Raw genomic sequence first — 26,127 nt, 5'->3', positions numbered from 1 at the left:
AGCATCTACAGAAACTATCCAAGCCAAATATGTGAGACAAAAAAAGAGAGGCCGTTTGGCCTCTCTTCTCTATCTGGCTGTGGTCGCAGTCAGCGATACGCTTACTTGACGCGCATGCCCGGCTGGGCGCCTTCCTGCGGCTCCAGGATCCAGAGATCCTTGCCGCCCGGGCCTGCAGCCAGCACCATGCCTTCGGACATGCCGAAACGCATCTTGCGCGGCGCCAGGTTGGCCACCATCACGGTCAGCTTGCCTTCCAGATCTTCCGGGTTGTAAGCGGACTTGATACCGGCAAACACCTGACGGGTTTCGCCGCCGATATCCAGTTGCAGCTTGAGCAGCTTCTCGGCTTCCGGTACCGCTTCGGCCTTCTTGATCAGCGCGACGCGCAGGTCAATCTTGGCAAAATCGTCATAGGTGATGGTTTCGCTGATGGGGTCATCAGCCAGCGGGCCGGTCACTTTCGGTGCCTGCTCTTTGGCCAGGTCTTCCTTGGAGGCCTCGATCATGGCTTCAATCTTCGCCGGCTCGATGCGTGAGAAGAGGGCCTTGAACGGTGCCACGGTGTGATCGACCAGCGGCATCTCGATGCCATCCCAGCTGAGGGTTTCGGCCAGGAAGGCTTCGGCACGCTCGGCCAGCAGCGGCATGACGGGCTTGAGGTAGGCCATCAGTACGCGGAACAGGTTGATACCGACGGAGCAAACAGCTTGCAGCTCGGCGTCAGCCCCTTCCTGCTTGGCGATGACCCAAGGAGCCTTGTCATCCACATAGCGGTTGGCCTTGTCGGCCAGCGCCATGATTTCGCGGATGGCACGGCTGAACTCGCGGCTCTCATAAGCCTCGGCAATGGCGGTGCGGGCATTGGCGAATTCGGCGTAGAGCTCGGGTTCGGCGCAGGTCGCCGCCAGCTTGCCGCCAAAACGCTTGGCGATAAAGCCGGCGTTGCGGGAGGCGAGGTTAACCAGCTTGTTGACCACGTCAGCGTTGACCCGCTGCACGAAATCTTCGAGGTTCAGGTCCAGATCGTCGATGCGGCTGTTGAGCTTGGCGGCGTAGTAGTAACGCAGGCACTCCGGATCCAGGTGGTTCAGGTAGGTGGATGCCTTGATAAAGGTGCCCTTGGACTTGGACATCTTGGCGCCGTTGACGGTCACATAGCCGTGTACGTTGACCTTGGTCGGCTTGCGGAAGTTGGCACCTTCCAGCATGGACGGCCAGAACAGGCAGTGGAAGTAGGCGATATCTTTACCGATGAAGTGGTAGAGCTCGGCGTCGGAGTCCGCTTTCCAGTAGCTGTCAAAGTCGATGTCGCCACGCTTGTTGCACAGGTTCTTGAAGGAAGCCATGTAACCGATGGGGGCATCCAGCCAGACGTAGAAGTACTTGCCCGGGGCGCCGGGAATTTCGAAACCGAAGTAGGGGGCGTCGCGGGTGATGTCCCACTGCTGCAGGCCGCTCTCGAACCACTCCTGCATCTTGTTGGCCATCTCTTCCTGAATGGCGCCGGAGCCGCGCACCCACTCAGAGAGCCATTTTTCAAACTGTGGCAGGTCGAAGAAGAAGTGCTCGGAGTCCTTCATTACCGGAGTCGCGCCGGAGACGGCAGATTTCGGATCGATCAGCTCGGTTGGGCTGTAGGTGGCGCCGCAGCTGTCGCAGTTGTCGCCATACTGCTCCGGAGATTTGCACTTGGGGCAGGTCCCCTTGACGAAACGATCCGGCAGGAACATGGATTTTTCCGGATCGAACAGCTGGGAGATGGTGCGGCTCTTGATAAAACCACCATTTTTCAGGCGGCCATAGATCAGCTCCGCCAGCTCACGGTTCTCGTCGCTGTGGGTAGAGTGATAGTTGTCAAAGCTGATGTTGAACCCGGCGAAATCGGCCTGGTGCTCCTTGGAGACCGCGGCAATCATCTCTTCCGGGGTGATCCCCATCTGCTGTGCCTTGAGCATGATCGGGGTGCCGTGGGCATCATCGGCACAGATGAAGTGCACCTGATGGCCGCGCATTCGCTGATAACGAACCCAGATATCGGCCTGGATATGTTCCAGCATGTGGCCAAGATGGATGGAGCCATTGGCATAGGGGAGGGCGCAGGTTACCAGCATTTTACGAGGATCAGTTGCCATATTACGTTCTTGATGTGCTTGTTGGGATGATAGAGTGCCGTGCATGTTACCCGAATTGGGGGTAGCCTGCCTAGGGTTGTGGCTATGCCAACCTTGGCAGCACCTGCCGTTATGATGGCAGGCAAGCCACTGATTTGTGTGCGGTAACCGTTCACCTCAAGATAATGACAAGATAATGAGGAGTTAATGGTGATTGATTCAGTAAAACAGATCCTCGCCGAATTTAAGCCAGCAGGCTGGCACAAGGATCTGGTGGATGCCGGATTCGTTCGCGAGATCATCAATCAGGGTCAGGGGCTTACTATCCGGCTGGTCTTGCCGTTTGCCGGTCTCTCGCTGCTCGATCAGCTCAAAGAGAACTACGATGCCAGGCTGCGTAGTGCCACCGGCGCTGCCCGTATCGACTGGGCATTGGAGATTGACGTCGCCAGCATGCCGCGGGCGCAGGGCCTCAATGCCGTGCAGGGCATTCGCAACATCATCGTGGTTGCTTCCGGCAAGGGCGGTGTGGGCAAGTCCACCACCGCAGTCAATCTGGCGCTGGCGCTGCAAAAAGAGGGGGCGCGGGTCGCTATTCTCGATGCCGATATCTATGGCCCTTCCATTCCCACAATGATGGGCACCCTCAAGGAGCGCCCGGTCAGCCATGACGGCAAGCTGATGGAGCCGGTGATGGCCTGCGGCCTCAAGAGCAACAGCATCGGCTATCTGGTCTCCGAGCAGGATGCCACCATCTGGCGTGGCCCGATGGCGAGCAAGGCGCTGGCGCAGATCCTCCATGAGACCCGCTGGGGCGAGGTGGATTATCTGGTGGTAGACATGCCGCCGGGCACTGGCGATATCCAGCTCACTATGGCTCAGCAGGTGCCTACCTCGGCGGCAGTGATCGTCACCACCCCGCAGGATGTGGCGCTGGCCGATGCCCGCAAGGGGATCGCCATGTTCAACAAGGTCAATGTGCCAGTGCTCGGTATTATCGAGAACATGAGCTACCACGTCTGCAGCGCCTGTGGTCATCATGAGCCGCTGTTTGGTACCGGTGGCGGCCAGAAGATGGCAGAGCAGTATCAAGTGGCACTGCTTGGTCAATTACCGCTGCACATCGATATCCGCCAACACATGGATGATGGCTGTCCGACGGTGTTCGGCGCACCGGAAGGAAGCCTGGCTCAGGCCTATTTGAAGCTGGCGCGCAGGGTAGGGGCAGAACTCTTTTTCAGCGCAAAACCGATTGCGACCCCCCTCTATGCCATGGCGCTGGATGAATAATCGGCGGTCGGTCACTTGAAAGGGAATTGAGGGTGGGCATGACCCACCCTTTTTTATATAATGGATCGGTTTAAACCATCCCCACTGCTCTTCTCTTTTAGGTATTTGTCATGTCTGATACTCAACATTCGTGTGTGATCATCGGTATTGCGGGCGCATCTGCGTCTGGCAAAAGTCTTATAGCCCAGACCATTTATGAAGAGCTGGTGGCCGAACTGGGCGCAGGTCAGATTGGTGTGATCACCGAAGATTGCTACTACCGTGATCAGACCCACCTGACCATGGAAGAGCGGGTCAAGACCAACTATGACCACCCCAATGCCTTGGATCACGACTTGCTGGTACAGCACCTGAGCCAGCTGGTCAAAGGTGACGCGGTAGCCATTCCCCAGTACTCCTACACCGAACACACCCGGATGAGCGAAGTGACCCCGTTTGCGCCGCGCCGGGTGATCATTCTGGAAGGGATCCTGCTGCTGACCGACAGCCGTCTGCGGGATCTGATGGATGCCTCCATCTTCATGGACACCCCGCTCGACATCTGCCTGCTGCGCCGTCTGGTGCGTGATGTGCAGGAACGTGGCCGTACCATGGACTCCGTGCTCAAGCAGTATCAGAAGACGGTGCGTCCGATGTTCCTGCAGTTTATCGAGCCGTCCAAACAGTATGCCGATGTGATCGTGCCCCGTGGTGGCAAGAACCGCATCGCCATCGACATGCTCAAGGCGCGTATTCGCCACATGTTGATCGGTTAAGATGAAACAAGCCGGGTGATGCCCGGCTTTTTTAAAAGCACAATTTGTCAGGAGAGTCGCCCAATGCGTCTGTGTGATACCGATATTGAACGCCATCTGGATGAAGGCAAGATCGTCATTGAGCCACGGCCCGGGGTAGAGCGGATCAGTGGTGTCAGTGTCGATGTGCTGCTGGGTAACGAGTTTCGGGTGTTTCGCGATCATACCGCGCCCTATATCGACCTGAGCGGCCTGAGCAGCGAGATGGCCGATGCCATCGATCGGGTGATGAGTGACGAGATCCATATCCCCGATGGCGAAGCCTTCTATCTGCACCCGGGTCAGTTGGCGCTGGCGGTGACCTACGAATCCGTTACTCTGCCTGCCGATATCGTTGGCTGGCTGGATGGCCGCTCTTCACTGGCGCGCCTGGGTTTGATGGTGCACGTGACCGCGCACCGCATCGATCCGGGTTGGTCCGGTCGCATCGTGCTGGAGTTCTACAACGGCGGCAAGCTGCCGCTGGCGCTGCGCCCGAAGATGAAGATCGGCGCCTTGAACTTCGAGATGCTTTCCGGCGTCGCGGCCCGTCCCTACAACAAGCGGGAAAATGCCAAGTACAAGAGCCAGCAGGGCGCCGTCGCCAGCCGCATCAATCAGGACTGATAACTGGCAACACAGCAACGATTCGAGGGAGCACAAGGTGCTCCCTTTTTGCATCTGGAATCAAACGGATATGGGATTGATGGTGCTGGTCGGATGAGATTGGTGGGGTAGGGGCGTTTTATCACCAATTTTGCCTGTTTTTATGTCATAAAAACGTCATAAAAATGAAATCATTGGCTTAATTGTCAGCTAATTTTGCCATTTCCTGCAATCATTGATGGCTTTAATTAATCGATGGCAAGCCGTATGAGGACTGGCTCTAGGATATTTTTTTCCAAAAAGCTCTTTTTTTTTATGGCTGAAATATTTCAATGGTGGCTATGGTGTTGGCCGCCATCTGGCATAATCCGCCGCAACTCATAAACAGGCTTTTTTTTATGTTTGAAATGTTTAGTGGTTTGGGTTTGTGGTGGTCAATCGGTTTGGTATTGGCCGTTTTTTTTGTGCTTGCCTATGAATTTATCAACGGCTTTCACGATACCGCCAACGCGGTAGCAACGGTTATCTATACCAAGGCGATGCCGGCTCACCTGGCGGTTGTCGCATCGGGGATCTTCAACTTTTTTGGCGTCATGTTCGGCGGTCTGGGGGTGGCTTATGCCATTGTCCATCTGTTGCCCATCGACCTGCTGCTTGGGATGGACTCCACCCAAGGGTTGATCATGGTCTTCTCCTTGCTGTTTTCCGCCATCGTGTGGAACCTGGGCACCTGGTTCTTCGGGATCCCGGCCTCCAGTTCACATACCTTGATCGGTTCCATTCTGGGGGTAGGCGGCGCCTATGCCTGGATCACCCATAAACCGGTGACAGAAGGGATCAACGTGGGCAAAGCGATCGACATCATGCTTTCCCTCATCATCTCTCCCACCATAGGTTTCATCATCGCGGCGCTGCTGCTGCTGGCAATGAAACGCATCTGGACCAGCAACAAGATCCACAAAACACCGGAAGAGCGTCAGCTGGTGGATGGCAAGAAGCACCCGCCGTTTTGGGCGCGTCTGACCCTGGTGGCATCGGCCATGGGCGTCAGCTTCGTGCACGGCTCCAACGATGGCCAGAAGGGTATCGGTCTGGTGATGCTGGTGCTGATCTGCATGGCACCCGCCTATTTCGCGCTGGACATGAACAGCCGCTCTTATGACCTGGATCGGACCCAGGATGCCAACCAGCGCATCATGGAGATCTACCAGCGCAACCAGTCCGCCCTCTCTGGTGTCATCAACTTCTCTGCACCGGCAACGGCTCAGGAAGAGCTGATGACTCACTGCTCCGCCGATGGCGTGCTGCAGGCGATGGCCACCCTGGATGCCCGTCTGGGGGCTGTGCGTACTTATGATCAGATGAGCCTGACCGACCGTCGCGAAGTGCGTCGTCTGCTGCTCTGTATCGATGACACTGCCCGCAAGGTTGCCAAGCTGCCGCTGCCCGCCAAGGAGCTGACCGACCTGGCCAAATGGCGCAAGGATCTGACCGCGACCGCTGAATACGCACCGACCTGGGTGATCGTCTCCATCGCACTGGCGCTCGGTTGTGGCACCATGGTGGGCTGGCGTCGTATCGTCCATACCGTGGGAGAGAAGATCGGCACGACCGGCATGACCTACAGCCAGGGCATCGCGGCCCAGATCACGGCTGCGACCTCCATCGGAGTCGCCAGTCTGACTGGTATGCCGGTGTCCACCACCCACATCCTCTCTTCTGCGGTGGCGGGGACCATGATTGCCAACAAATCCGGCCTGCAGAGCCAGACTATCAAGACCATCCTGATGGCCTGGGTGCTGACCCTGCCGCTGACCATGCTGCTCTCCGGCGGCCTGTTCATCGTCAGCCATCATCTGTTTGGCTAAATGCCAATACCATATTCGATAAAGGGCCTGCGGGCCCTTTTTTGTGTTTCCTGTCCTCTCATGAATACGGTGTCCCGTCCTGAATATGGTTTACACCTTTCCCCCCAATAAATGAACAGTCCTATGGGATAAGGTGTGAAACGGACACCGCGCGATGACTCGCTGACGTTTAAACTGGCGTTGGTCGAACAGATTGAAAAAGGCGAGCTCAGCTGCCTGCAAGCACAAGCCCGATATGGCATTCAGGGCAATTCGACCATTCTGGTGTGGTTTGCGTAAACATGGTTGGCAAGATTGGAGCCTGAGGTATCTGTGCCCGCCGGCAATAGCATCACCATGCCTGACCCCGACAAACAGACGCACCAACAATGTATCAAAGAGCTCGAGCAGCTGGCGCTGATAAGCCTGAAGGCCCAAGTCGTCGATGTGCTGAAGAACGACTAGGCGTTTCCATCGTAAAAAAGCGACCCGACAAGTCCTCTCGCAGCGGCAGGTCGAGAGGCTGACCATTGTCAGGGCTTGCCTGTTTCTGGGAATAAGCCGGCAGGCTTTCTACAAGCGCAATCGGGTTGCGGACGGACATCTAAGCTCAGGGGCTGCAGGTGGTGCGATTTGTGCGTCAGGTTCAGCTGCGACAACTGCAGGTCGGCACTAGCAAGCTGCATTATCTGCTTCAGGGTCAGGATGATGCCTAGTTCAAGGTCGGGCGGGACAGGCTGTTTCGGATATTGGCCGAGTACCGCTACTGGTGCAGCCCAGTCTAGGGTTTCCTCGTCGCGCAGTAATGCCGATTAATCCCTGTTTGTATTGTGTATGCACTGAGCGATGCTTTGCTGTTATATGCCAACAGAATAGAAATCGAATATCATTTTTAACGAGTCGGAAGATAGAATGAAAATCTTGAGCCGGTTTAGCAAACCTTTACGACACAGACACAGTTTGTTGTCGCCAAGCTCCCGGTTCAAACAGAGGAGAGAGTCATGAGCCAGTCTGTGGCTTGGTCAATGCCATGCGGCGTATCGGTAGCGGATTTGTTTGTCCATATCCGAGGTATTACTGACCGGAGTCGGGTGTTCAAGAGGATATTTGCATTAGGTTCCTCATCCAAACTCCTTATCGATGAAGCTCGAGCAATCTATGTCATGAAGATAAAAAAAGAGCCACACAATGGTGTGGCTCTCGATTTAGTCGTTACCGGTGGATATCAGGGGCGGCCGGCCGGGCAGGTGGCCACGTTGACGGCGGCAGTGCTGCCACCGTGACGACCTGATGTGCTCACTTCGTTGCGTACCAGCGGCGGGTAGTTAACCGGCTCACGAGCAGGCAGGGCAGGGGCTTCGGCGGGGGTTGCCATCGGCGCGGATGCTTTGCGGGCACGAGCCAGCAGGCCAGCTCCGTGAGCTACCTGTTTGGTGACGGCCGGAGTCTCTTCCACCGCAACGGCAGCGACAGGAGTCAGGGCTTCGACAACAGCAGCTGGCATTTCGACTGCAACAGGTACAGCTTCCACGACAGGAGTGTTGACTGCAGGGGCTTCTTCAACAACCGGAGCGGTTTCAACCACGGTTGCGGCAGCCACGTCGACAGCCGGAGCGTCGACAACGGCAACTTCCGGCTCTGCTGCAACCACGACCTCAGCGACAGCTGCAACAACCGGGCTGGCAGCCACATCGGCTTGAGTTGCTTCGACCTGGGCAGCAGCCTGCTCGGCCGCTTCTTCAGCAACGGCTTCGACAACCACATGCTCGGTCAGTGCCGCAGAGGCTTGCAGAGCAGCAGCGACGGCTTCAGCGCTCGGGATGGTAACAACAGGCACTACCGGCTCTTCAACCTGCGCTTTGGCAATATCTGCCTGGGCTGCGGTGGTCAGAGTGGTGGTATCTTGCTGTTCTTCGTCACGCTGGCTGCGGACATCTTCGTTGATGCGCTTGCGGCGCTGACCTTCGATACGCTGGCTGCGCGGAGTGCGGCGTGAACGGCGCTGGCCTTCACTCTGCTCTTCCTGCTCGTTACCCACGGTGGCATCGATCACTTCAGCTTGCGCTGGTACTTCGTCAATCGGCAGGGCAGGGGTGTCAGCAGCGGCGACATCGACGCGGATCTGCTTGCGCAGTTGGCGACGTTCGCGGCGCTCGGCCACTTTCTGCTCTTTTTCCTGACGTGGCTGGACGGCAGTTGCATCAACGGTGTCTACCGCTTCAACAACGACTTCGGCGCGCGGCTCACGGGGAGCACGAGGTTCACGGGCCGGACGTGGTGCACGTTCCTGGCGCGGTTCGCGAGGCTCGCGTTCCTGACGGGGTTCACGTTCCATGCGCTGTTCGCTGCGCACTTCGCCACGAGCTTCACGCTCCTGACGAGGCTCGCGCTCTTTGCGGGGACGGCGATTGCGGTTTTCACCACCTTCACGCTTCTCGCCAGCTTCCGCATTGTTGCGGTTGCCACGATTGTCATCACGACGAGGACGCTGACCACGGCCACGGCCTTCTTCGCGCTGGTGACGTTGACCTTCATCCTTGCGTGCTTCACGAGCTGCTGGTTTCTCGGCGGGCGCTTTCACGTCGGCAGGGGCGGCATCGCTGCTGAACAGGCCGGTAATGCCTTTGATCAGCTTGCTGAAGAAGCCGGCTTCTGCAGGGACCGCAGCAACGGGAGCTGCTGGCTGTTGCGGTGCAACAGGGGCCGGTTGTGCCGGTTGGGCAAAGCCTTGCAGCAGCGGTTGCTCACGCTCGATCACCTGAGCTTGCTTCGGTTGGTAGACCGGCTTGGCAATCTCGGTTTTCAGCTCATAGCTGGCCGCTTCCGGGATCTCGTTCTGACGAATGCGAGTCACTTCGTAGTGCGGGGTTTCCAGATGCTGGTTCGGAATGATGTAAACACGCACATCATTGCGCTGTTCCAGACTGGCGATTGCGGCACGCTTCTCGTTGAGCAGATAGGCGGCAACATCCACCGGCACTTGGCCGTGAACCTGCTCGGTGTTGTCCTTCATGGCCTCTTCTTCGATGAGACGCAGGATGGACAGGGCAAGGGATTCGTTGTCACGGATCACGCCTTGGCCCTGGCAACGGGGGCAGATATGGCTGCTGGACTCGTTGAGGGAGGGGCGCAGACGCTGGCGAGACATCTCCAGCAGACCGAAACGGGAGATCCGACCCAGCTGGATGCGGGCACGATCCTGATGAACTGCTTCACGCAGACGGTTTTCCACTTCGCGCTGATGGCGAACCGGGGTCATGTCGATGAAGTCGATTACGATCAGGCCACCCAAGTCGCGCAGACGCAATTGACGGGCAATTTCGTCGGCCGCTTCCAGGTTGGTTTGCAGCGCCGTCTCTTCGATATCGCCGCCCTTGGTGGCGCGGGAGGAGTTGATATCGATGGAAGTCAGGGCTTCGGTCGGATCGATAACGATGCTGCCGCCGGAGGGGAGGCGCACTTCACGCTGGAAGGCTGATTCTATCTGGCTCTCAATCTGGAAGTGGTTGAACAAGGCGACTTCACCCTTGTACAGCTTCACACGGTTGAGAAAATCGGGACGTACCAGCTCGATATGGGCCTTGGCGCGTTCGAAAATCACCGGATTGTCGATCAGTATCTCGCCCACATCGCGACGCAAATAGTCACGGATGGCACGCACGATGACGTTACTTTCCTGGTGGATCAGTACCGGCGCAGCGCGCTCCTGGGAGGCTTTGTGGATGGAGTCCCAGTGGTTGAGCAGAACGTTCAGATCCCACTCCAGCTCTTCCGGAGACTTGCCCACACCAGCGGTGCGCACGATCAGGCCCATGCCTTCCGGCACGGTCAATCCACTCAGGGCTTCTTTCAGTTCAGTCCGCTCATCACCCTCGATGCGGCGGGAGATACCACCAGCACGGGGGTTGTTGGGCATCAGTACCAGGTAGCTACCTGCCAGGCTGATAAAGGTGGTGAGGGCTGCACCCTTGGTGCCACGCTCTTCCTTGTCGATCTGGACGATAACTTCCTGACCTTCGCGGACCACTTCTTTGATGTTGGGACGACCCTGATAGGAGTAACCGGAGGGGAAGTAATTGCGGGCGATCTCCTTCAACGGCAGGAAACCGTGGCGCTCGGCGCCGTAGTCGACAAAAGCAGCTTCAAGGCTGGGTTCTACGCGGGTGATCTTACCCTTGTAAATGTTCGCTTTCTTCTGCTCGTGTCCCGGACTTTCAATATCCAAATCGTAGAGCTGTTGTCCGTCAACCAGCGCTACGCGCAACTCCTCTTCTTGAGTTGCGTTGATAAGCATTCTTTTCATTGAGTTCTCATTATTGTGTCATTTTGATTTCCTCCATCTGGGTCCTGCCAGCGCCGGCCTCGGGTCTTCAGCATACTGGGGCAACCTCCCGGTTGGGGTATGCATGAGGCGCAAACTAAGGGCGTTCTGGTCATCACTTCTCGAGAAGGAATGAATAAGGATGCCGAAATGGAGACAAATAAACGGTGATGTTTGTGTTCTCCATGCGTTGTACCTCGCACCCGGGAACCGTCATGTTCTTGTATACACGGTGTTTCGGGATTGGGTGGCATACTTTTTGGCCACTTAGTACAAGGCTTGAACACAATGACAAAACCTTGTTTATTATCCCATTTAAACCTCTTTTATAGCAAGGCGCCATTTTTCAACAAACCATGCAGCCAAGGGGCGCTGGCAGTGTTAAAATCCGCGCCATGACACAGATACAACAACAAGTGCAGCTGCTCACCATCGAAGCTGAGCATGACGGGCAGCGCATCGACAATTTTCTCAAGACTCAGCTAAAGGGCGTCCCCAAGAGCCTGATCTATCGCATCCTTCGTAAAGGCGAAGTGCGAGTAAACAAAAAGCGCATCAAACCGGAGTACAAACTCTGCGCAGGTGACGAGGTGCGGGTGCCCCCCGTGCGCGTTGCCGAGAAGAATGAGCTGCCTTCAGCTAACCTCGGGGTTATCCAGCGTTTGGAGAGCCAGATCCTGTTCGAAGACGATGCCATGATCGTGCTGAACAAGCCCTCCGGCATGGCAGTACACGGTGGCAGCGGCCTGAGCTTTGGCGTGATAGAAGGGCTCCGAGCTCTGCGGCCTGAAGCCCGCTTCCTCGAACTGGTTCATCGACTGGATCGCGACACCTCCGGCGTGCTGCTGGTTGCCAAGAAGCGCAGCGCCCTGCGCAGCCTGCATGAGCAGTTGCGCGTCAAGACCATGCGCAAGCAGTATCTGGCGCTGGTGCGTGGCAAGTGGCAGGCTCACGTCAAGGTGGTTAATGCGCCGCTGCGCAAAAACGATCTGCAATCCGGTGAACGGGTAGTACGGGTCAGTGCCGATGGCAAGCCCTCCGAAACCCGGTTCCGCATCGTGCGTCAATTTGCCGAAGCGACCCTGGTCGAGTGCAGCCCCATCACCGGCCGTACCCACCAGATCCGCGTGCACACCCTGCATGCCGGTCACCCGATCGCCTGTGACGATAAGTACGGTGAAGCGGCGTTTGACGAGAAAATGCGCAGCCAAGGTCTGAAACGGCTCTTTTTGCATGCCTGGAAGCTCAGCTTCACCCATCCGGCCGATGGTCGCGAAATGCAGGTAGAAGCGCCGCTGGCACCTGAGCTCGACAACTTCCTCAACGGCTTGCCACGCTGATGCAGGATATCCGGCTCGCCATTTTCGATTGGGACGGCACCCTGATGGATTCGGTAGGCCGGATTGTTGCCTGTGTGCAAGGGGCCGCCAGAGATTGTGAGCTGGCGGTACCTGCTCCAGCCCAGATCCGGCAGATCATCGGATTGAGCCTTGATGTCGCCATGTCCCGTCTGTTCCCTTTAAGTAGTGGCAGTGGCAGTGGCAGTGGCAGTGGCAGTGGTAGTGCCTTTGATGAGCGCCAGATTGCCGCACTCATCGATCGCTATCGTCATCACTATCTGCACGATGCCACCCCCAGCCCGCTGTTTGCCGGGGCAGGAGCGTTGCTGCATGATTGGCGGTCACGAGGGGTGCAACTGGCCGTCGCGACCGGCAAATCACGCCGTGGGCTGGATCGGGTATTGGATGAGACCGGACTGCGCCCGTTGTTTGTAACCAGTCGCGGGGCCGATGAGGCTCGCTCCAAGCCTGATCCGCTGATGCTTGAGCAGATCCTGGATGAGCTGGGGCTGTCAACCCGGCAGGCGGTAATGATCGGCGACTCTGTTCACGATATGGCGATGGCCGAGGCGATCGCCATGCCGCGTATTGGTGCCACCTGGGGGGTGGATAGCCGCGATGCCCTCAGTCGTCACGGGCCAGTGGCGGTGGTGGATTCTATGGCGGCTCTTCGCGGGCTGTTATAGATGCCTCTCTTTAAGAGACATCAATCTGATTGATAACAGAAGCCCGGTCTATTGATCGGGCTTTTTATATGCTCGATCTAGCTTATCTATTCGTCTCGTCCGCAATCAGGGCAGGGCAATACCGTGGCGCTCCAGCAGTTCGATCAGGCCGATCAGTGGCAGACCGATCAAGGCGTTAGGATCGCGCCCTTCCAGCCCCTTGAACAGTACGATGCCCATACCTTCGCATTTGAAGCTGCCAGCACAATCGAGGGGCAGTTCAGCCTCTACATAGCGGCGAATGGCGGCTTCGTCGAGATCGCGAAAGTGAACCGTAAACGGTTCAATCAATTGATGAATCTCATTGGTTGCAGCGTTAAGTACGCACAGGCCGGTGTAAAAGGTGACGCTGCGCCCCTGAGCCGCCATCAGCTGGGCGATGGCATTGTCTATGGTGCCCGGTTTGCCGAGGATGTGGCCATTGCAGACACACACCTGATCAGAGCCGATGATCAAGCCGTGATCACGATATTGGGCGATGGCATCAGCCTTGGCACGAGCCAGTCTGGCCACCAGCGCCTCGGCGTATTCGCCAGCCAGCGGTCGCTCATCCACATCGGGGGCGGCACATTCAAAGGGGAGACCAAGCTTCTCCAGCAGGGCTTTGCGATAGCGAGAAGTTGAGGCGAGGATCAGATTCTGTGGCATAATCGAGTTACCGATGAAAGCGAGTACCGGCATTCTAGGGACTTGTGACGTTAAAATCATCGGCGGTAAGGACTTTTTCCTTTGACTATCAGTTGTTGGACCTATATTATTCGCGCCCTATGCAAAAGGTGAAGTTGCCCGTTAAGGTTGATCCAGTCCGTAGTGCCTTGAAGCTGCTCGACTATGTCGGGATAGTGGAAAAGTCGCAGATGCCCAGGCTGGAGGAATCAACCGCTGGCTTGCTGAGTGATATCGAGGTATCGCTGCACTTTGGCAAAGATGTCCAGAAGTTGACCGTTATGAAAGGCACTGCCCATGCCAAGGTCGACCTGGTTTGCCAACGTTGCGGAGAGACTTTCGAGCATCTCTGTGAAGCTGAATTTATCTACACTCCGCTGTTCGAAAGAACAAACGAGGAAGAACTGCCGGAAGCTTATGAGCCCATTGAGTTGGACGAAAACGGCGAGATAGACCTTCATCAAATCCTGGAGGATGAACTCATCCTCTCGTTGCCTCAGGTAGCCATGCATTCTTTGGATGCGTGTCCCCGCGGTAACATGGAGATGACCTGGGGTGAAATCGAACCTGCTGATGAGCGGCCGAATCCCTTTGCAGTTCTTGAAGAGCTTAAACGTAAGTGAATTTAGGAGTTAGCCTACAATGGCCGTACAACAGAACCGTAAAACCCGTGCCAAGCGTGGCATGCGTCGTTCCCACGATGCGCTGACCACCGCTGCCCTGACTGTTGATCAGACCAGTGGCGAAATTCATCGTCGTCACCACGTGACTGCCGATGGTTTCTACCGCGGTAAAAAGGTAATCGCTTAAGGATTGCCTTTGTCTACGCAAACTGTCGCGCTAGACATCATGGGGGGAGATATTGGCCCCTCGGAAACAGTGCCTGCCGCCGTGCAGGCACTGTCTCTTTTACCCCAGCTAAAACTGATCCTGGTCGGCGACCAGCACCAGACCTCTTCTCTGCTGCAGCAACATGGCTTGCTGAATCATCCCCGCGTTCGTTTCGTACATGCATCCCAGGTGGTTGGCATGGGCGATAAACCGATCGTGGCGCTGCGTACTCTGAAAGACTCCTCCATGCGGGTGGTACTCAATCTGGTGAAAGCCGGTGAGGCCGATGCTTGCGTCAGTGCTGGCAATACCGGTGCGTTGATGGCGATGGCCAAGTGCGTGCTCAAATCCCTGCCCGGGGTAGACAGACCTGCCCTTATCAAGGCGCTGCCGACATTGAGCGGCAAACGCACCGTGATGCTGGATCTTGGCGCCAACGTCAGTTGCGATGCCGATACCCTATTGCAGTTTGCGGTGATGGGCTCCGTCGTGGCCGAAAAGGTAGAAGGCATTGCATCACCCCGTGTTGCCTTGCTCAACATCGGCGAGGAGGAGATCAAGGGCAACGATCTGGTGCGTCACAGTGCCGAATTGCTGCGTCAGTGCCACGCGCTCAATTATGTCGGGTTCGTCGAAGGGGATCGCATCTTCAGCGGCGACAGCGACGTGATCGTCTGCGACGGTTTTGTCGGCAATGTCGCCCTCAAGACGGCAGAAGGGGTGGTGCGGATGATGGCTCAGCTGGCCGGATATCCCCGCAAGAAACGCACTTTTCTTGGCCGGATCGCCGGATTTATGTTCAAACGGCGTTTTTCTTACCTGAACCCCGACCAGTATAACGGAGCAAGTCTGTTAGGATTGCGCGGCATTGTGGTAAAAAGTCATGGGCGGGCCGAACGGCGCGCTCTGTGTAATGCGATCCTGCTGGCCGCACAAGAGGCCAAACATCAACTTCCACTGCAAATAGCAGATCGCCTTGAAGCTGTCTTCTCTGACAGGGATCTATAAGAACTCTATGCATAGCAAAATTCTGGGTACTGGCAGCTACCTGCCGAGTTCAGTGCGTACCAACGCCGATCTCGAGCAGATGGTTGAGACCAGTGATGAGTGGATCGTGGAACGCACCGGTATCCGTGAGCGCCGTATTGCCGGGGCTGACGAAACCGTTGCCACCCTCTCTTACCAGGCCGCCCTGCGCGCCCTGGATGCAGCCGGTCTGACCGCTGCCGATCTCGATATGATAGTGCTGGCCACTACCAGTGCTGAAAATGCCTTCCCGGCTGCCGCGTGCGAGCTGCAGGGGCTGCTCGGCGTTCCGGGCATTCCTGCCTTTGACGTGGCTGCTGCTTGCGCAGGCTTCACCTACGCACTCTCCATTGCCGATCAGTTCGTCAAATCCGGCGCCGCCCGCCATGTGCTGGTCGTCGGGGCCGATGTACTCTCCCGCATGTGCGATCCACAAGATCGCGGCACCATCATCCTGTTTGGTGATGGGGCAGGGGCTGTGATTGTCGGTGCCAGCGAGACGCCGGGTATCCTCTCTACCCATCTTCATGCCGATGGCCGTTATGGCGAGCTGCTCAAGCTGCCGCACCCTCGTCGCGGCATGCCGGGTGCCGAGCTCGAAGCCTACATGTATATGAAGGGCAACGATGTCTTCAAGGTCGCGGTCACCCGTCTGAGCGAGATCGTAACCGAAACGCTGGCCGCTGCTGGCATCGAGCCGAGCGAGCTGGATTGGCTGGTGCCGCATCAGGCCAACTTCCGCATCATCAGCGCCACCGCCAAGAAGTTGGGTATGAGCCTCGATAAAGTGGTGCTGACCCTCGACAAGCACGGCAATACCTCTGCCGCTTCCGTTCCGGTCGCCTTCGATGAAGGGGTGCGGGATGGCCGGATCAAACCGGGTCAGCTGGTTCTGCTGGAAGCCTTTGGCGGCGGTTTTGCCTGGGGCTCTGCGCTGGTTCGCCTCTGATCTTCGGCGGGATGGTGCGCCCATCATCCCGTCATCGATTTCATTTTTGTCTTATCTAAAAGGAATCAATGATGACCCAATTTGCCATTGCCTTCCCGGGACAAGGTTCCCAGTCCGTAGGCATGCTGGCCGAGCTGGCCGAACAACATGCCGTGATCAAGGAGACCTTCGCCGAGGCGAGCCAGGTGCTGGGTTATGACCTGTTTGCCCTGGTGATGGATGGTCCGGTTGAAGATCTGAACAAAACCTGGCGCACCCAGCCTGCGCTGCTGACTGCCTCTGTCGCCCTGTGGCGCCTCTGGCAACAGCTGGGTGGGGCAACGCCTGCCATGATGGCGGGTCACAGCCTGGGTGAGTACTCGGCGCTGGTTTGCAGCGGCGCACTCGATTTTGCCGATGCGGTCAAACTGGTCGAGCTGCGTGGTCTGGCCATGCAGGAAGCGGTACCGGAAGGCACCGGGGCCATGGCGGCTATCATCGGTCTGGATAACGAATCCATCGCCGCCAACTGCGAAAAAGCGGCAGAAGGGCAGGTGGTCTCTCCGGTCAACTTCAACTCCCCGGGCCAGGTGGTTATCGCCGGTCACAAAGAGGCCGTTGAGCGCGCCAACGTGCTGATGAAAGAGTCGGGCGCCAAGCGTGCGCTGCCGCTGCCGGTCTCCGTGCCGTCTCACTGCGCGCTGATGAAACCTGCCGCAGAAAAACTGGCAGCTGCGCTGGACGGGATCGAGATCAAGGTTCCAACCATCGCGGTCATCAATAATGTCGACGTATCCTGTGAACAGGATCCGGCCGCCATCAAGCAAGCACTGGTTCGTCAGCTGTTCAGCCCGGTTCGTTGGACCGAGACTGTCGAGCGGATGGCCAATGAGGGGGTTACCCTCGAGATCGAGATGGGACCGGGCAAAGTGTTGACCGGGCTCGCCAAGCGTATCGACAAGCGCGTGGAAGGTATTCACGCCAACGATGCCGCCTCTTTCGAGCAGGCGCTGGCCCAGATCAAGTAAACAGGAGCAAGTGATGAGCTTTACCGATAAGGTTGTGTTGGTGACCGGTGCCAGTCGTGGCATCGGCCGTGCGATTGCCGAAACATTCGTGGCCCGTGGCGCGAAAGTGGTCGGTACGGCGACCAGCGAGAGCGGTGCCGAGGCGATCAGCGCCTATCTGGGCGAGAATGGTTGTGGCATGGCACTCAACGTGACCAGCCAAGAATCCATCGAAGCCGTCTTCGCCGCCATCAAGGCGCGCTTTGGCGACATCGACATCCTGATCAACAACGCAGGGATCACCCGTGACAACCTGTTGATGCGGATGAAAGATGACGAGTGGAACGAGATCATCGATACCAATCTGACCTCGCTTTACCGTCTGAGCAAACCGGTGTTGCGTGCCATGATGAAGAAACGTCACGGTCGCATCATCAGCATTGGCTCCGTGGTGGGAACCATGGGCAATGCCGGTCAGGTCAACTATGCTGCCGCCAAGGCCGGTCTGGTTGGTTTTACCAAATCGTTGGCGCGGGAAGTGGCATCCCGTGGTATCACAGTGAACGCGGTTGCTCCCGGTTTCATCGAAACCGACATGACCCGTGCCCTGAATGACGATCAACGTGCCGGCATCATGAGTCAGGTGCCTGCCGCCCGTTTGGGTGATCCAAAAGAAATTGCCGCAGCTGTGGTATTCTTGGCTTCTGATGAAGCAGCCTATATCACCGGCGAAACCCTGCATGTTAATGGCGGGATGTACATGGTGTAATCAATTTGTCGTAAGATCTGTTCAAATTTGCGATAGTACGCCGAAGTTTGGCACATTTCGTGGTTTGACCAGCGGCAAGCTACTTGCAAACTCACGTCAATTGAATAAACTACCCCAACCAGACGCAAATAGCGTATTTTTAAAGGAAAATTCAGGTCATGAGCAACATCGAAGAACGCGTAAAGAAAATCATCATCGAACAACTGGGTGTTAAAGAGGAAGACGTTAAGAACGCTGCCTCCTTCGTCGACGACCTGGGCGCTGACTCTTTGGATACCGTTGAACTGGTAATGGCGCTGGAAGAAGAATTCGATACCGAAATTCCTGATGAAGAAGCCGAGAAGATCACCACTGTTCAAGCGGCTATCGACTACATCACCGCTAATCAGGAATAAGTTCCTGTTCTGAAAGAAGCGGCCCAAGGGCCGCTTCTTTTGTATTTGTTCCTTTTCAAAACACCTCTCGGAGACTACCTCAGTGTCAAAACGCAGAGTCGTGGTGACCGGCTTGGGGATGCTTTCCCCGGTGGGTAACACTGCCGAATCCAGCTGGCAAGCACTGCTCAACGGGCAGAGCGGTATTTCCCTTATCGAACACTTTGATGCCAGCGAGTTTGCAACCCGCTTCGCGGGTCTGGTCAAAGATTTCGATCCCGAGCAGTACGGTATCAACCGTAAAGACGCTCGCAAGATGGATCTCTTCATTCAATACGGCATCGCGGCCGGTATGCAGGCGCTGGATGATTCCGGCCTGACCATCAATGAAGAGAATGCCGAACGTGTCGGCGTGGCCATTGGCTCCGGTATCGGCGGTCTGGGTCTGATTGAACAGAACCACGAAAGCTTGGTCAACGGCGGCCCACGCAAGATCAGTCCCTTCTTCGTTCCGTCCACCATCATCAATATGGTGTCCGGTCATCTTTCCATCATGAAAGGTCTGCAAGGGCCGAACATCGCTGTGACCACCGCCTGTACCACTGGTACCCATGCCATCGGTATGGCTGGCCGGATGATCGCTTACGGTGATGCCGATGTGATGGTCGCTGGCGGCGCCGAGAAAGCCTCCACCGCGATGGGGATGGGGGGATTTGCTGCCGCCAAGGCACTCTCCAACCGCAACGACGAGCCGCAAAAAGCGAGCCGTCCGTGGGATAAGGATCGCGACGGTTTCGTGCTGGGTGACGGTGCCGGTGTACTGGTGCTGGAAGAGTACGAACACGCCAAGGCCCGTGGCGCCAAGATCTACGCCGAGCTGGTCGGTTTTGGCATGAGCGGTGACGCGTACCACATGACTGCGCCTCCTGCAGATGGCAACGGTGGCGCTCGTGCCATGAAAAATGCCATCAAGGATGCCGGCATTGCCCCCGAGCAGATTGGTTACATCAACGCGCACGGTACCTCCACCCCGCTGGGTGATGTGGCTGAACTGCGTGGCATGAAGTCGGTGTTTGGTGAGCACGCCAAATCCCTGATGGTCAGCTCCACCAAGTCCATGACCGGTCACCTGCTTGGCGCCGCCGGTGCCATCGAGGCGATCATCACAGTGTTGGCCCTGCGTGATCAGGTGGCTCCGCCCACCATCAACCTGGACAACCCGGATGATGAGTGCGATCTGGATCTGGTACCCCATGTGGCCAAGCCAGGCAGCTTCGAGTACGCCCTTTCCAACTCGTTTGGTTTCGGCGGCACCAATGGCTCACTGATCTTCAAACGCGTATAATTTGCCGCAGGGCAAAGACACAGGCCCGATACTGCCGGTATCGGGCCTTTTTTATCGGAGGGATCCCTTTGCTTATCAATGGCATGAAGCTTGATACCATCTCGGCCCATGATCGGGGGCTGGCTTATGGTGACGGTCATTTCACCACCATGGCGGTCAGGGAGGGTTGCGTGTTGCAGTGGCCTGCCCATCTGGCACGGTTGCAGCTGGCCAACAACCGGCTGGGATTGGTTGAACCGGACTGGGATCTCTTGACCCTGGAGGTTGAAGAGATGGTGTCCGAGCAGCCACAATGCGTGGTCAAGGTGATCCTGACCCGCGGCGAGGGGGGGCGGGGCTATGATGGCAGCGGATGTCAGCACACAACCCGGATTGTCACTCTGGCGCCATTTCCCACTCACTATGGCCAGTGGCAACAGGAGGGGATCGAGATGGTGGTGTGCCGCCAGCGGATCGGTGATGCGCCTATGCTGGCCGGGCTTAAAACCTTGAATCGTCTGGAGCAGGTATTGCTGAAAAGCGAACTTGTCAGCCGAAATGCAGTCGAAGGGATAGTGCTTAACAGTCGTGGTTTTCTGATTGAAGGGGTCAGTGCCAATCTGTTTTGGCGTCGGGGCAAGACGGTGTTTACGCCCGATCTCGCCCGCGGTGGTGTCGATGGCATCATGCGCCGCCAGGTGATGGCGATGTTGAAACAGATGAGTATTGAGTTGCGTGTGGTAGAGGCTCCGCTGGAGTCACTATGGCAGGCGGAAGAGGTGTGGCTCACCAATACCCTGATGGGGGTCGTGCCGGTCAATGGCATCGAGGATATCCATTATCCCCCAGCGGTATTGAGTCGCCGTTTACAGGAGCGTTTGGTCATTGAAGTTTAATCGGCTTTACACCCTGCTCGCGGGGGCGGCACTGACGGTAGCCGCTGCCGGGGGCTATGTACATTACAAATGGCAACAGGTAGAGACGCTCACCAACAAGGGGCCGACCCGACTCTTTACGGTGGAGAAGGGCGCCCATGCGGCGCGCCTCATTGCCGAACTGGGGGAGGGGGAAGCCAGCCCCTGGGCGGTGCGGCTCTGGCTGCGCAGCCATCCCGAACTGGTGGCCATCAAATCGGGCACCTATGAAATCAAGGAAGGGGCCCCTCTCAAGGAGACCCTCTCTCTGTTCGCATCGGGCAAGGAGTTTCACTTCAGCCTCACCTTCGTCGAAGGTTCCCGTTTCGAGGATTGGCAGAAGCAGCTCTCCAGCGCCCCATACCTTGAGCGATTGACTGTCGAGCAATCCGAAGCCGACTTGGCGCAGGAGCTCGGCATTGAGAATGGCAAGCTGGAGGGGTGGTTCCTGCCGGAAACCTACGCCTATACCACCCATGCCAGCGATCTCTCGATCTTGCGCCGTGCCCATCAGGATATGGAGACTTTCCTGCAGCAGAGCTGGGAGAAGCGGCAGGCCAACCTGCCTTATAAAACGCCCTATGAGGCGCTGATCATGGCCTCCATCATCGAGAAAGAGACCGGCCAGCCGGACGAGCGGGCGCAGATCGCCTCGGTGTTTGTCAATCGACTGCGTCTGGGTATGAAGTTGCAAACTGATCCCACCGTCATTTACGGGGTGAAAGATCGCTACGATGGCAATATTCGCCGCAGCGATCTGACCGACAAGAATCCCTACAACACCTATGTGATCGACGGCCTACCGCCCACGCCCATCGCCATGCCGGGCAAGGCCTCCATCGAAGCAGCGCTCAACCCCAAATCGACCGACTATCTCTACTTTGTCGCCAAGGGGGGCGGTGCCCACTATTTCTCCAAGACCCTCGATGAACACAATCGGGCGGTTCGCGAATACATATTGAAGAAACCCTAATGTCTAAATTTATTGTGATCGAAGGATTGGAAGGGGCAGGGAAGAGCTCGGCCGTTCGTTATGTGACCGACTATCTGCAGCGTCACGACATCAACCGGATCGAGTGCACCCGCGAGCCGGGTGGTACGCCACTGGCCGAGCGGATGCGAGCCATCGTCAAAGAGGTGCACGACGAGCGCCTCACCATCGAGGCGGAATTGCTGCTGATGTATGCCTCCCGGGTACAACTGGTGGAGACCCGCATCAAGCCGGCACTGGCCGACGGTGTCTGGGTGGTGGGGGATCGCCACGATCTCTCCTCCCAGGCCTATCAGGGGGGCGGCCGTGGTATCGATGCCCAGCTTATCCGTGCCATCAAGCAGGCGGTGCTCGGCAACTTCAAGCCGGATCTCACCCTCTATCTCGATATCGATCCCGCCCTTGGCTTGCAGCGCGCCCACCATCGCGGCGAACTGGATCGCATCGAACTGGAGCAACTGAGCTTCTTCGAGCGTACCCGAACTCGTTATCTCGAACTGGCCGCCCAGGATGATTCCATTGTGGTGATCGATGCGGCGCAAACGCCGGAACAGGTCAAAGCGGCCATCGAGTGTGCATTGGATCACTATCTGTCGAACGAGCCGCTATGTATCCCTGGCTGATCCCTGACTGGCATGCCCTGAGCCAGACGGCCCAGTCCGGTCGTCTCGGCCACGCCTGGTTGTTGCTGGGCGATCCCGGTCTTGGCAAGGAGCAACTGGCTGAGCGGCTGGCGCGTTTGCACCTTTGCCAACAACCGGATCGTGGAGAACCGTGTGGTCAGTGCCACTCCTGCCAGTTGTTTGACAAGGGCAACCACCCGGATCTCGGCACCATAACGCGCGACAGCAAGACCATCGGGGTCGAGGCCATTCGCGAGATCTGCACCCGGCTGCAGGGCTCTGCCCAGCTCGGCCGTGGCAAGGTGGTGATAATTCCAGATGCGGAGCGGATGACCGAATCGGCGGCCAACGCCCTGCTGAAAACCCTGGAAGAGCCGGCCGGCGACAGCTTGCTGTTGCTGATCGCTTCCCAGGTTTCCCGGTTGCTTCCCACCATTCTCAGTCGCTGTCACAAACATGTCTGTCAGTTGCCTGCAGAAGGGGAGACAGTACGCTGGTTGGCCGAGCAGGGTCATCAGGCCACTCTGGCTCAGGTGCGGATCTGTCAGGGTGCCCCGCTGCGGGTACTCGACTATATCGAGCAGCAACAGGACGGTACTCGCCGCGAACTGCTGGAGCAGTTTGTCGCCCTGAGTCAAAGTCCGGTCAAGGCGACGGCTTTGTGCAGCCAGCTTGGTCAGGAGACGCAGGTCAGGTTGCACTGGTTGCAGCTCTTCTTGTGTGATGCCCTTAAAACCCAGGCCGGATGTGTTCACCATCAGCTGGCCATGCCTGATCTGGCCATCTTGAGTCAACGGTTGGCGGAGCAGCACTCCAGTGAAAAACTGCTGGAAGCAGAGCAGCAGTTGGTTGCCCTCAAGGCCGCTTGCCAGCCGGGCCAGCTCTCCAATCCCACCATCCATCTGATGAACTGGCTCAGTCGCTGGTTATAAGTACCGACAAGCAGAAAGGTTTTATATGTTACTCGTTGATTCCCACTGTCATCTCGATCGCCTCAGCTATGGCAGTAAGCAGACCAGCATGGCTGATGTACTGGCTAAGGCCGCGAAACTGGACGTGGGATATTTTCTCTGTGTCAGTGTGACTCAGGCACAGTTCTCGACCATGCTCGAGACGATCGCCCCCTATCCCCAGGTGTTTGCCTCCTGCGGGGTACATCCGCTCAATCAGGAACCCGGGGTGGATGCAGCCTTGTTGCTGACACAGGCTGCTGACGAAAGAGTGATCGCCATCGGCGAAACCGGACTCGACTACTTCTACTCTCCCGAGAACAAAGAGGTGCAGCAAGCCTCTTTCCGCGAACATATCCGGGTTGCCCGCGCGCTGAACAAGCCGCTGATCATCCACACTCGTGATGCCCAGCAAGATACTTTGCAGATCATGCGCGAAGAGGGAGCGGATCAGGTCGGCGGTGTGCTGCACTGCTTCACTGAATCCCTCGAGATGGCGCAAGCGGCGATGGCGATGGGGTTCTATATCTCCATCTCCGGGATCGCCACCTTCAAAAATGCGTCTGCACTGCAAGAGGTGGTCAAGGCACTTCCCCTCGACAGATTGCTGGTCGAAACCGACTCGCCTTATCTTGCACCCGTGCCGCATCGGGGGAAGGAGAACGAACCCGCCTTTGTGCGAGACGTTGCGCAGTTTATTGCCGACCTGCGCCATATTCCGCTTAACGAATTGGCAGAAGCCACCAGCCGGAATTTCTTTGAACTATTCAAACTGGCGAAAAAATAACACAGGAGCCCCGTTGCTCGGGGCTTTTTATATTTCAAATGCCAAGCTGATTACCCACCTGAATATAAACTGCACACAGTGTTATCTCTCACTTTCCCTGCCAATTTTACTCTTTCGTTTTTGCTAAACCGGGTCGAATGATATTCCGATGTTTCCTTTATTCAGCGTGGTCAATGGGTATTAAAGTAGGATGCTCTAAGTATCGATAATATTCATTATCGATACTTGATGTGTGTGGAGGATCCTGTAAGATCCTCTCAAACTTCATATGAATCATAGAGTTCCGTGGCATATCCATCCTTGTCCAATCCAGCTCATCAATCACTGCAGACTGTTTTCGATGCACAGCTTAATAGTCGGGCACGCCGCTTTTTGCGCAGTGCAAAAGCGGATTCCACCCTCAATGCCTATCAGGCGGATACCCGTATTTTTGTCTTCTGGTGCCAATTGCACGGGCTGGATCCGCTGCAAACGACCCATCACGACATCATGAACTTTCTCGCAGATCAGGCTGACGGCGTATTGGCCGACTGGGTATGGCTGGATAAAGAGGAGGGGAAGGGGGAGCTGCGTAACGGTGAACCTCGTAAACCGGCAACCCTGGTGAGACGTTTGGCGGGGATCCGCTATGCCTTCAAGCAGAAAGGGATTCACCCCATGCCCACCGAACATCCCGAAATCAAGGAGATGATGCGCGGTATTGTCAGGTTGGGGGATAACCGCAAACGCAAAACCGGTGCCCTGACGCTGCAACCTTTGACCCAGGTGCTGGATGGCATCGACACCAATGACCTCGCGGGTTTGCGTGATCACACCCTGATACTGCTGATGTTCAGTGGCGCCTTGCGCCGTTCGGAAGCGGCCCGAATTGAGGTGAGCGATCTCGATTTTATGGGGCAGGGGATCCGCCTTCGCCTCAAACCGAGCAAACATCAGCTGCATGAAACCGAGATCGCCCTGATCCCGGGCAAGCACTACTGTCCCGTGTCGGCACTGCAAAAGTGGCTACACAAAAGCCGGATCAGCGAGGGGCCGCTATTTCGGCGCATGAATCGTTGGGGTCAACTGATGGCCGAACCACTCGGCCCCCAGGGCATCAATCTGATGATCAAACGCCGAACCGGCCAAACCATCGACGATCTTTACGTCAGTGGCCATAGCCTGCGGCGCGGATTTATCACCTCGGCGGTGACTGCCGGCAAGCCAATGAACAAGATCATCGAGGTGACGCGCCACAAGGATATGCGAACCCTGCAGGAGTATTTCGATGACGCCCACAAATTCTCCGATCATGCCCTTGATGGCTTGCTTTGACTCCACTGCGTCACTTCATTTTTTATGTTAAATGATATCTTGTTGATCTGATGATATATTTGCCGTGCAGCCCAAAGGGGAAGGGCATCTTCCAATGGATAATGGCATGTGGTGAGAGATAACAAACTCGGAAACGTAATATCGCAAGGACATATGAGCCAAGAAATGACAGTGCGTGAAGAGCAAGAGGCGGGGCCCCAAAACAATGCCGAGCGGCAGCGCCAACATGTAAAACGCAAGCAGGAGACCCATACCCGGCTGCAATGCTGGATCAGCAATCGCCACGCCGAACGATTGGCCGCACTGGGTCTTCATCTCGAAGACAGTCAGGCATCACTCATCGAGCAGGCGATCGATCTGCTCTACCAACATGAGCTGGGTAGAGAACCTCCGTTTGAAAACAGAGTCGCCACACAGGTCGAAGAGACCGTCGAATAGAGCCAAGAGTGAAGTAACAGCGATACGTGAAGAGATAAAAAAAGCCAGGTACGAATTCCTTGTACCTGGCATAGGGGAATTGGCTCCTTGCAGAGCCGTGCGCTAACTGGTGTTCGGATTGCCTTAAGCTTAGACAAGGCTCAAGGCTTTTCAAGATCCGAAGAAAAGT

At 56.8% G+C, this 26,127-nt stretch carries 24 protein-coding genes and 1 pseudogene; 22 read left to right on the top strand and 3 right to left on the bottom strand.

The features are described from left to right. Window positions 1-101 precede the first annotated feature (101 nt). Window positions 102-2,135, bottom strand: a complete 2,034-nt coding sequence (gene metG / locus G5137_RS07215) for a methionine--tRNA ligase (RefSeq protein WP_026034905.1) — start codon at window positions 2,133-2,135, stop codon at window positions 102-104. 186 nt (window positions 2,136-2,321) lie between these two features. Between metG and apbC the strand changes: the two genes are divergently transcribed. From apbC to G5137_RS07190, 5 genes and pseudogenes are all read left to right on the top strand, one after another. Continuing rightward, window positions 2,322-3,404: an iron-sulfur cluster carrier protein ApbC gene (apbC, locus tag G5137_RS07210; RefSeq protein ID WP_005345574.1), complete on the top strand. Its 1,083-nt coding sequence runs from the start codon at window positions 2,322-2,324 to the stop codon at window positions 3,402-3,404. Between the two features lie 110 nt (window positions 3,405-3,514). After that, window positions 3,515-4,159 carry a uridine kinase gene (udk, locus tag G5137_RS07205; protein ID WP_005345570.1) on the top strand — a complete coding sequence of 215 codons (645 nt, stop codon included), beginning with the start codon at window positions 3,515-3,517 and terminating at the stop codon, window positions 4,157-4,159. 63 nt (window positions 4,160-4,222) lie between these two features. After that, window positions 4,223-4,804 (top strand): dCTP deaminase, encoded by a 582-nt coding sequence (gene dcd / locus G5137_RS07200; RefSeq protein ID WP_421255145.1) that lies wholly within the window; start codon window positions 4,223-4,225, stop codon window positions 4,802-4,804. Window positions 4,805-5,181: 377 nt separating this feature from the next. After that, the gene (locus G5137_RS07195; protein WP_216950818.1) at window positions 5,182-6,651 is read left to right on the top strand and encodes an inorganic phosphate transporter; all 1,470 of its coding nucleotides are present in this window, start codon (window positions 5,182-5,184) and stop codon (window positions 6,649-6,651) included. Between the two features lie 135 nt (window positions 6,652-6,786). After that, a pseudogene (locus G5137_RS07190) lies at window positions 6,787-7,409 on the top strand (IS3 family transposase); the annotation flags it as partial. A gap of 446 nt (window positions 7,410-7,855) precedes the next feature. Here G5137_RS07190 and rne read toward each other — a convergent pair. Continuing rightward, entirely contained in the window at window positions 7,856-10,933 is a 3,078-nt protein-coding gene (gene rne, locus G5137_RS07185; RefSeq protein WP_421255144.1) for a ribonuclease E, read from the bottom strand. A gap of 413 nt (window positions 10,934-11,346) precedes the next feature. Here rne and rluC point away from each other — a divergent pair, with 413 nt between their 5' ends. After that, window positions 11,347-12,291, top strand: coding sequence for a 23S rRNA pseudouridine(955/2504/2580) synthase RluC (gene rluC, locus G5137_RS07180; protein ID WP_005351815.1), 945 nt, complete (start codon window positions 11,347-11,349; stop codon window positions 12,289-12,291). Beyond that, the gene (locus tag G5137_RS07175; RefSeq protein ID WP_421255143.1) at window positions 12,291-12,977 is read left to right on the top strand and encodes an HAD family hydrolase; all 687 of its coding nucleotides are present in this window, start codon (window positions 12,291-12,293) and stop codon (window positions 12,975-12,977) included. The genes rluC and G5137_RS07175 overlap by 1 nt, the downstream gene beginning before the upstream one ends. Before the next feature lie 105 nt (window positions 12,978-13,082). On the opposite strand, the gene G5137_RS07170 is transcribed toward G5137_RS07175, so the two are convergent. After that, window positions 13,083-13,664, bottom strand: coding sequence for a Maf family protein (locus G5137_RS07170; protein ID WP_216953600.1), 582 nt, complete (start codon window positions 13,662-13,664; stop codon window positions 13,083-13,085). Window positions 13,665-13,783: 119 nt separating this feature from the next. Between G5137_RS07170 and yceD the strand changes: the two genes are divergently transcribed. The 15 genes from yceD (at window position 13,784) to G5137_RS07095 (ending at window position 25,958) form a co-directional block, all read left to right on the top strand. Beyond that, window positions 13,784-14,305, top strand: a complete 522-nt coding sequence (gene yceD / locus G5137_RS07165) for a 23S rRNA accumulation protein YceD (RefSeq protein ID WP_337072246.1) — start codon at window positions 13,784-13,786, stop codon at window positions 14,303-14,305. A gap of 19 nt (window positions 14,306-14,324) precedes the next feature. Beyond that, on the top strand, window positions 14,325-14,492 hold the full coding sequence (rpmF, locus tag G5137_RS07160) for a 50S ribosomal protein L32 (RefSeq protein WP_005300935.1): 168 nt from the start codon (window positions 14,325-14,327) through the stop codon (window positions 14,490-14,492). A 9-nt stretch (window positions 14,493-14,501) separates the two neighbouring features. Further along, window positions 14,502-15,521, top strand: a complete 1,020-nt coding sequence (gene plsX / locus G5137_RS07155; protein WP_005351844.1) for a phosphate acyltransferase PlsX — start codon at window positions 14,502-14,504, stop codon at window positions 15,519-15,521. Between the two features lie 7 nt (window positions 15,522-15,528). Continuing rightward, window positions 15,529-16,488 carry a beta-ketoacyl-ACP synthase III gene (locus tag G5137_RS07150; protein WP_040065495.1) on the top strand — a complete coding sequence of 320 codons (960 nt, stop codon included), beginning with the start codon at window positions 15,529-15,531 and terminating at the stop codon, window positions 16,486-16,488. A 71-nt stretch (window positions 16,489-16,559) separates the two neighbouring features. Beyond that, entirely contained in the window at window positions 16,560-17,495 is a 936-nt protein-coding gene (gene fabD, locus G5137_RS07145; protein WP_255912249.1) for an ACP S-malonyltransferase, read from the top strand. A gap of 13 nt (window positions 17,496-17,508) precedes the next feature. Then, window positions 17,509-18,243: a 3-oxoacyl-ACP reductase FabG gene (gene fabG, locus G5137_RS07140; RefSeq protein WP_005333159.1), complete on the top strand. Its 735-nt coding sequence runs from the start codon at window positions 17,509-17,511 to the stop codon at window positions 18,241-18,243. A 158-nt stretch (window positions 18,244-18,401) separates the two neighbouring features. Beyond that, complete coding sequence (gene acpP, locus G5137_RS07135) at window positions 18,402-18,638, top strand: acyl carrier protein (protein WP_005300909.1); 237 nt, start codon at window positions 18,402-18,404, stop codon at window positions 18,636-18,638. Between the two features lie 82 nt (window positions 18,639-18,720). After that, window positions 18,721-19,962 carry a beta-ketoacyl-ACP synthase II gene (gene fabF, locus G5137_RS07130; protein WP_005360452.1) on the top strand — a complete coding sequence of 414 codons (1,242 nt, stop codon included), beginning with the start codon at window positions 18,721-18,723 and terminating at the stop codon, window positions 19,960-19,962. Window positions 19,963-20,030: 68 nt separating this feature from the next. Then, a complete protein-coding gene (gene pabC, locus G5137_RS07125) occupies window positions 20,031-20,837 on the top strand; it encodes an aminodeoxychorismate lyase (protein WP_421255142.1) in 807 nt (268 codons plus the stop codon). Next, the gene (mltG, locus tag G5137_RS07120; protein WP_042083043.1) at window positions 20,827-21,828 is read left to right on the top strand and encodes an endolytic transglycosylase MltG; all 1,002 of its coding nucleotides are present in this window, start codon (window positions 20,827-20,829) and stop codon (window positions 21,826-21,828) included. Before pabC ends, mltG begins: the two co-directional genes overlap by 11 nt. Continuing rightward, on the top strand, window positions 21,828-22,469 hold the full coding sequence (gene tmk, locus G5137_RS07115; RefSeq protein WP_421255141.1) for a dTMP kinase: 642 nt from the start codon (window positions 21,828-21,830) through the stop codon (window positions 22,467-22,469). The genes mltG and tmk overlap by 1 nt, the downstream gene beginning before the upstream one ends. Next, window positions 22,454-23,401: a DNA polymerase III subunit delta' gene (gene holB, locus G5137_RS07110; protein WP_421255140.1), complete on the top strand. Its 948-nt coding sequence runs from the start codon at window positions 22,454-22,456 to the stop codon at window positions 23,399-23,401. Before tmk ends, holB begins: the two co-directional genes overlap by 16 nt. 25 nt (window positions 23,402-23,426) lie before the next feature. After that, window positions 23,427-24,206, top strand: a complete 780-nt coding sequence (locus G5137_RS07105) for a TatD family hydrolase (protein WP_421255139.1) — start codon at window positions 23,427-23,429, stop codon at window positions 24,204-24,206. Window positions 24,207-24,491: 285 nt separating this feature from the next. After that, window positions 24,492-25,520 carry a site-specific integrase gene (locus G5137_RS07100; RefSeq protein WP_115522457.1) on the top strand — a complete coding sequence of 343 codons (1,029 nt, stop codon included), beginning with the start codon at window positions 24,492-24,494 and terminating at the stop codon, window positions 25,518-25,520. Window positions 25,521-25,673: 153 nt separating this feature from the next. Beyond that, on the top strand, window positions 25,674-25,958 hold the full coding sequence (locus G5137_RS07095; protein ID WP_041235150.1) for a RepB family protein: 285 nt from the start codon (window positions 25,674-25,676) through the stop codon (window positions 25,956-25,958). Window positions 25,959-26,127 lie beyond the last annotated feature (169 nt).

This window comes from Aeromonas sp. 600282, from assembly GCF_049175755.1.
Lineage (GTDB): Bacteria > Pseudomonadota > Gammaproteobacteria > Enterobacterales > Aeromonadaceae > Aeromonas > Aeromonas veronii_A.
This window is presented reverse-complemented; position numbering and strand designations above follow the sequence as displayed.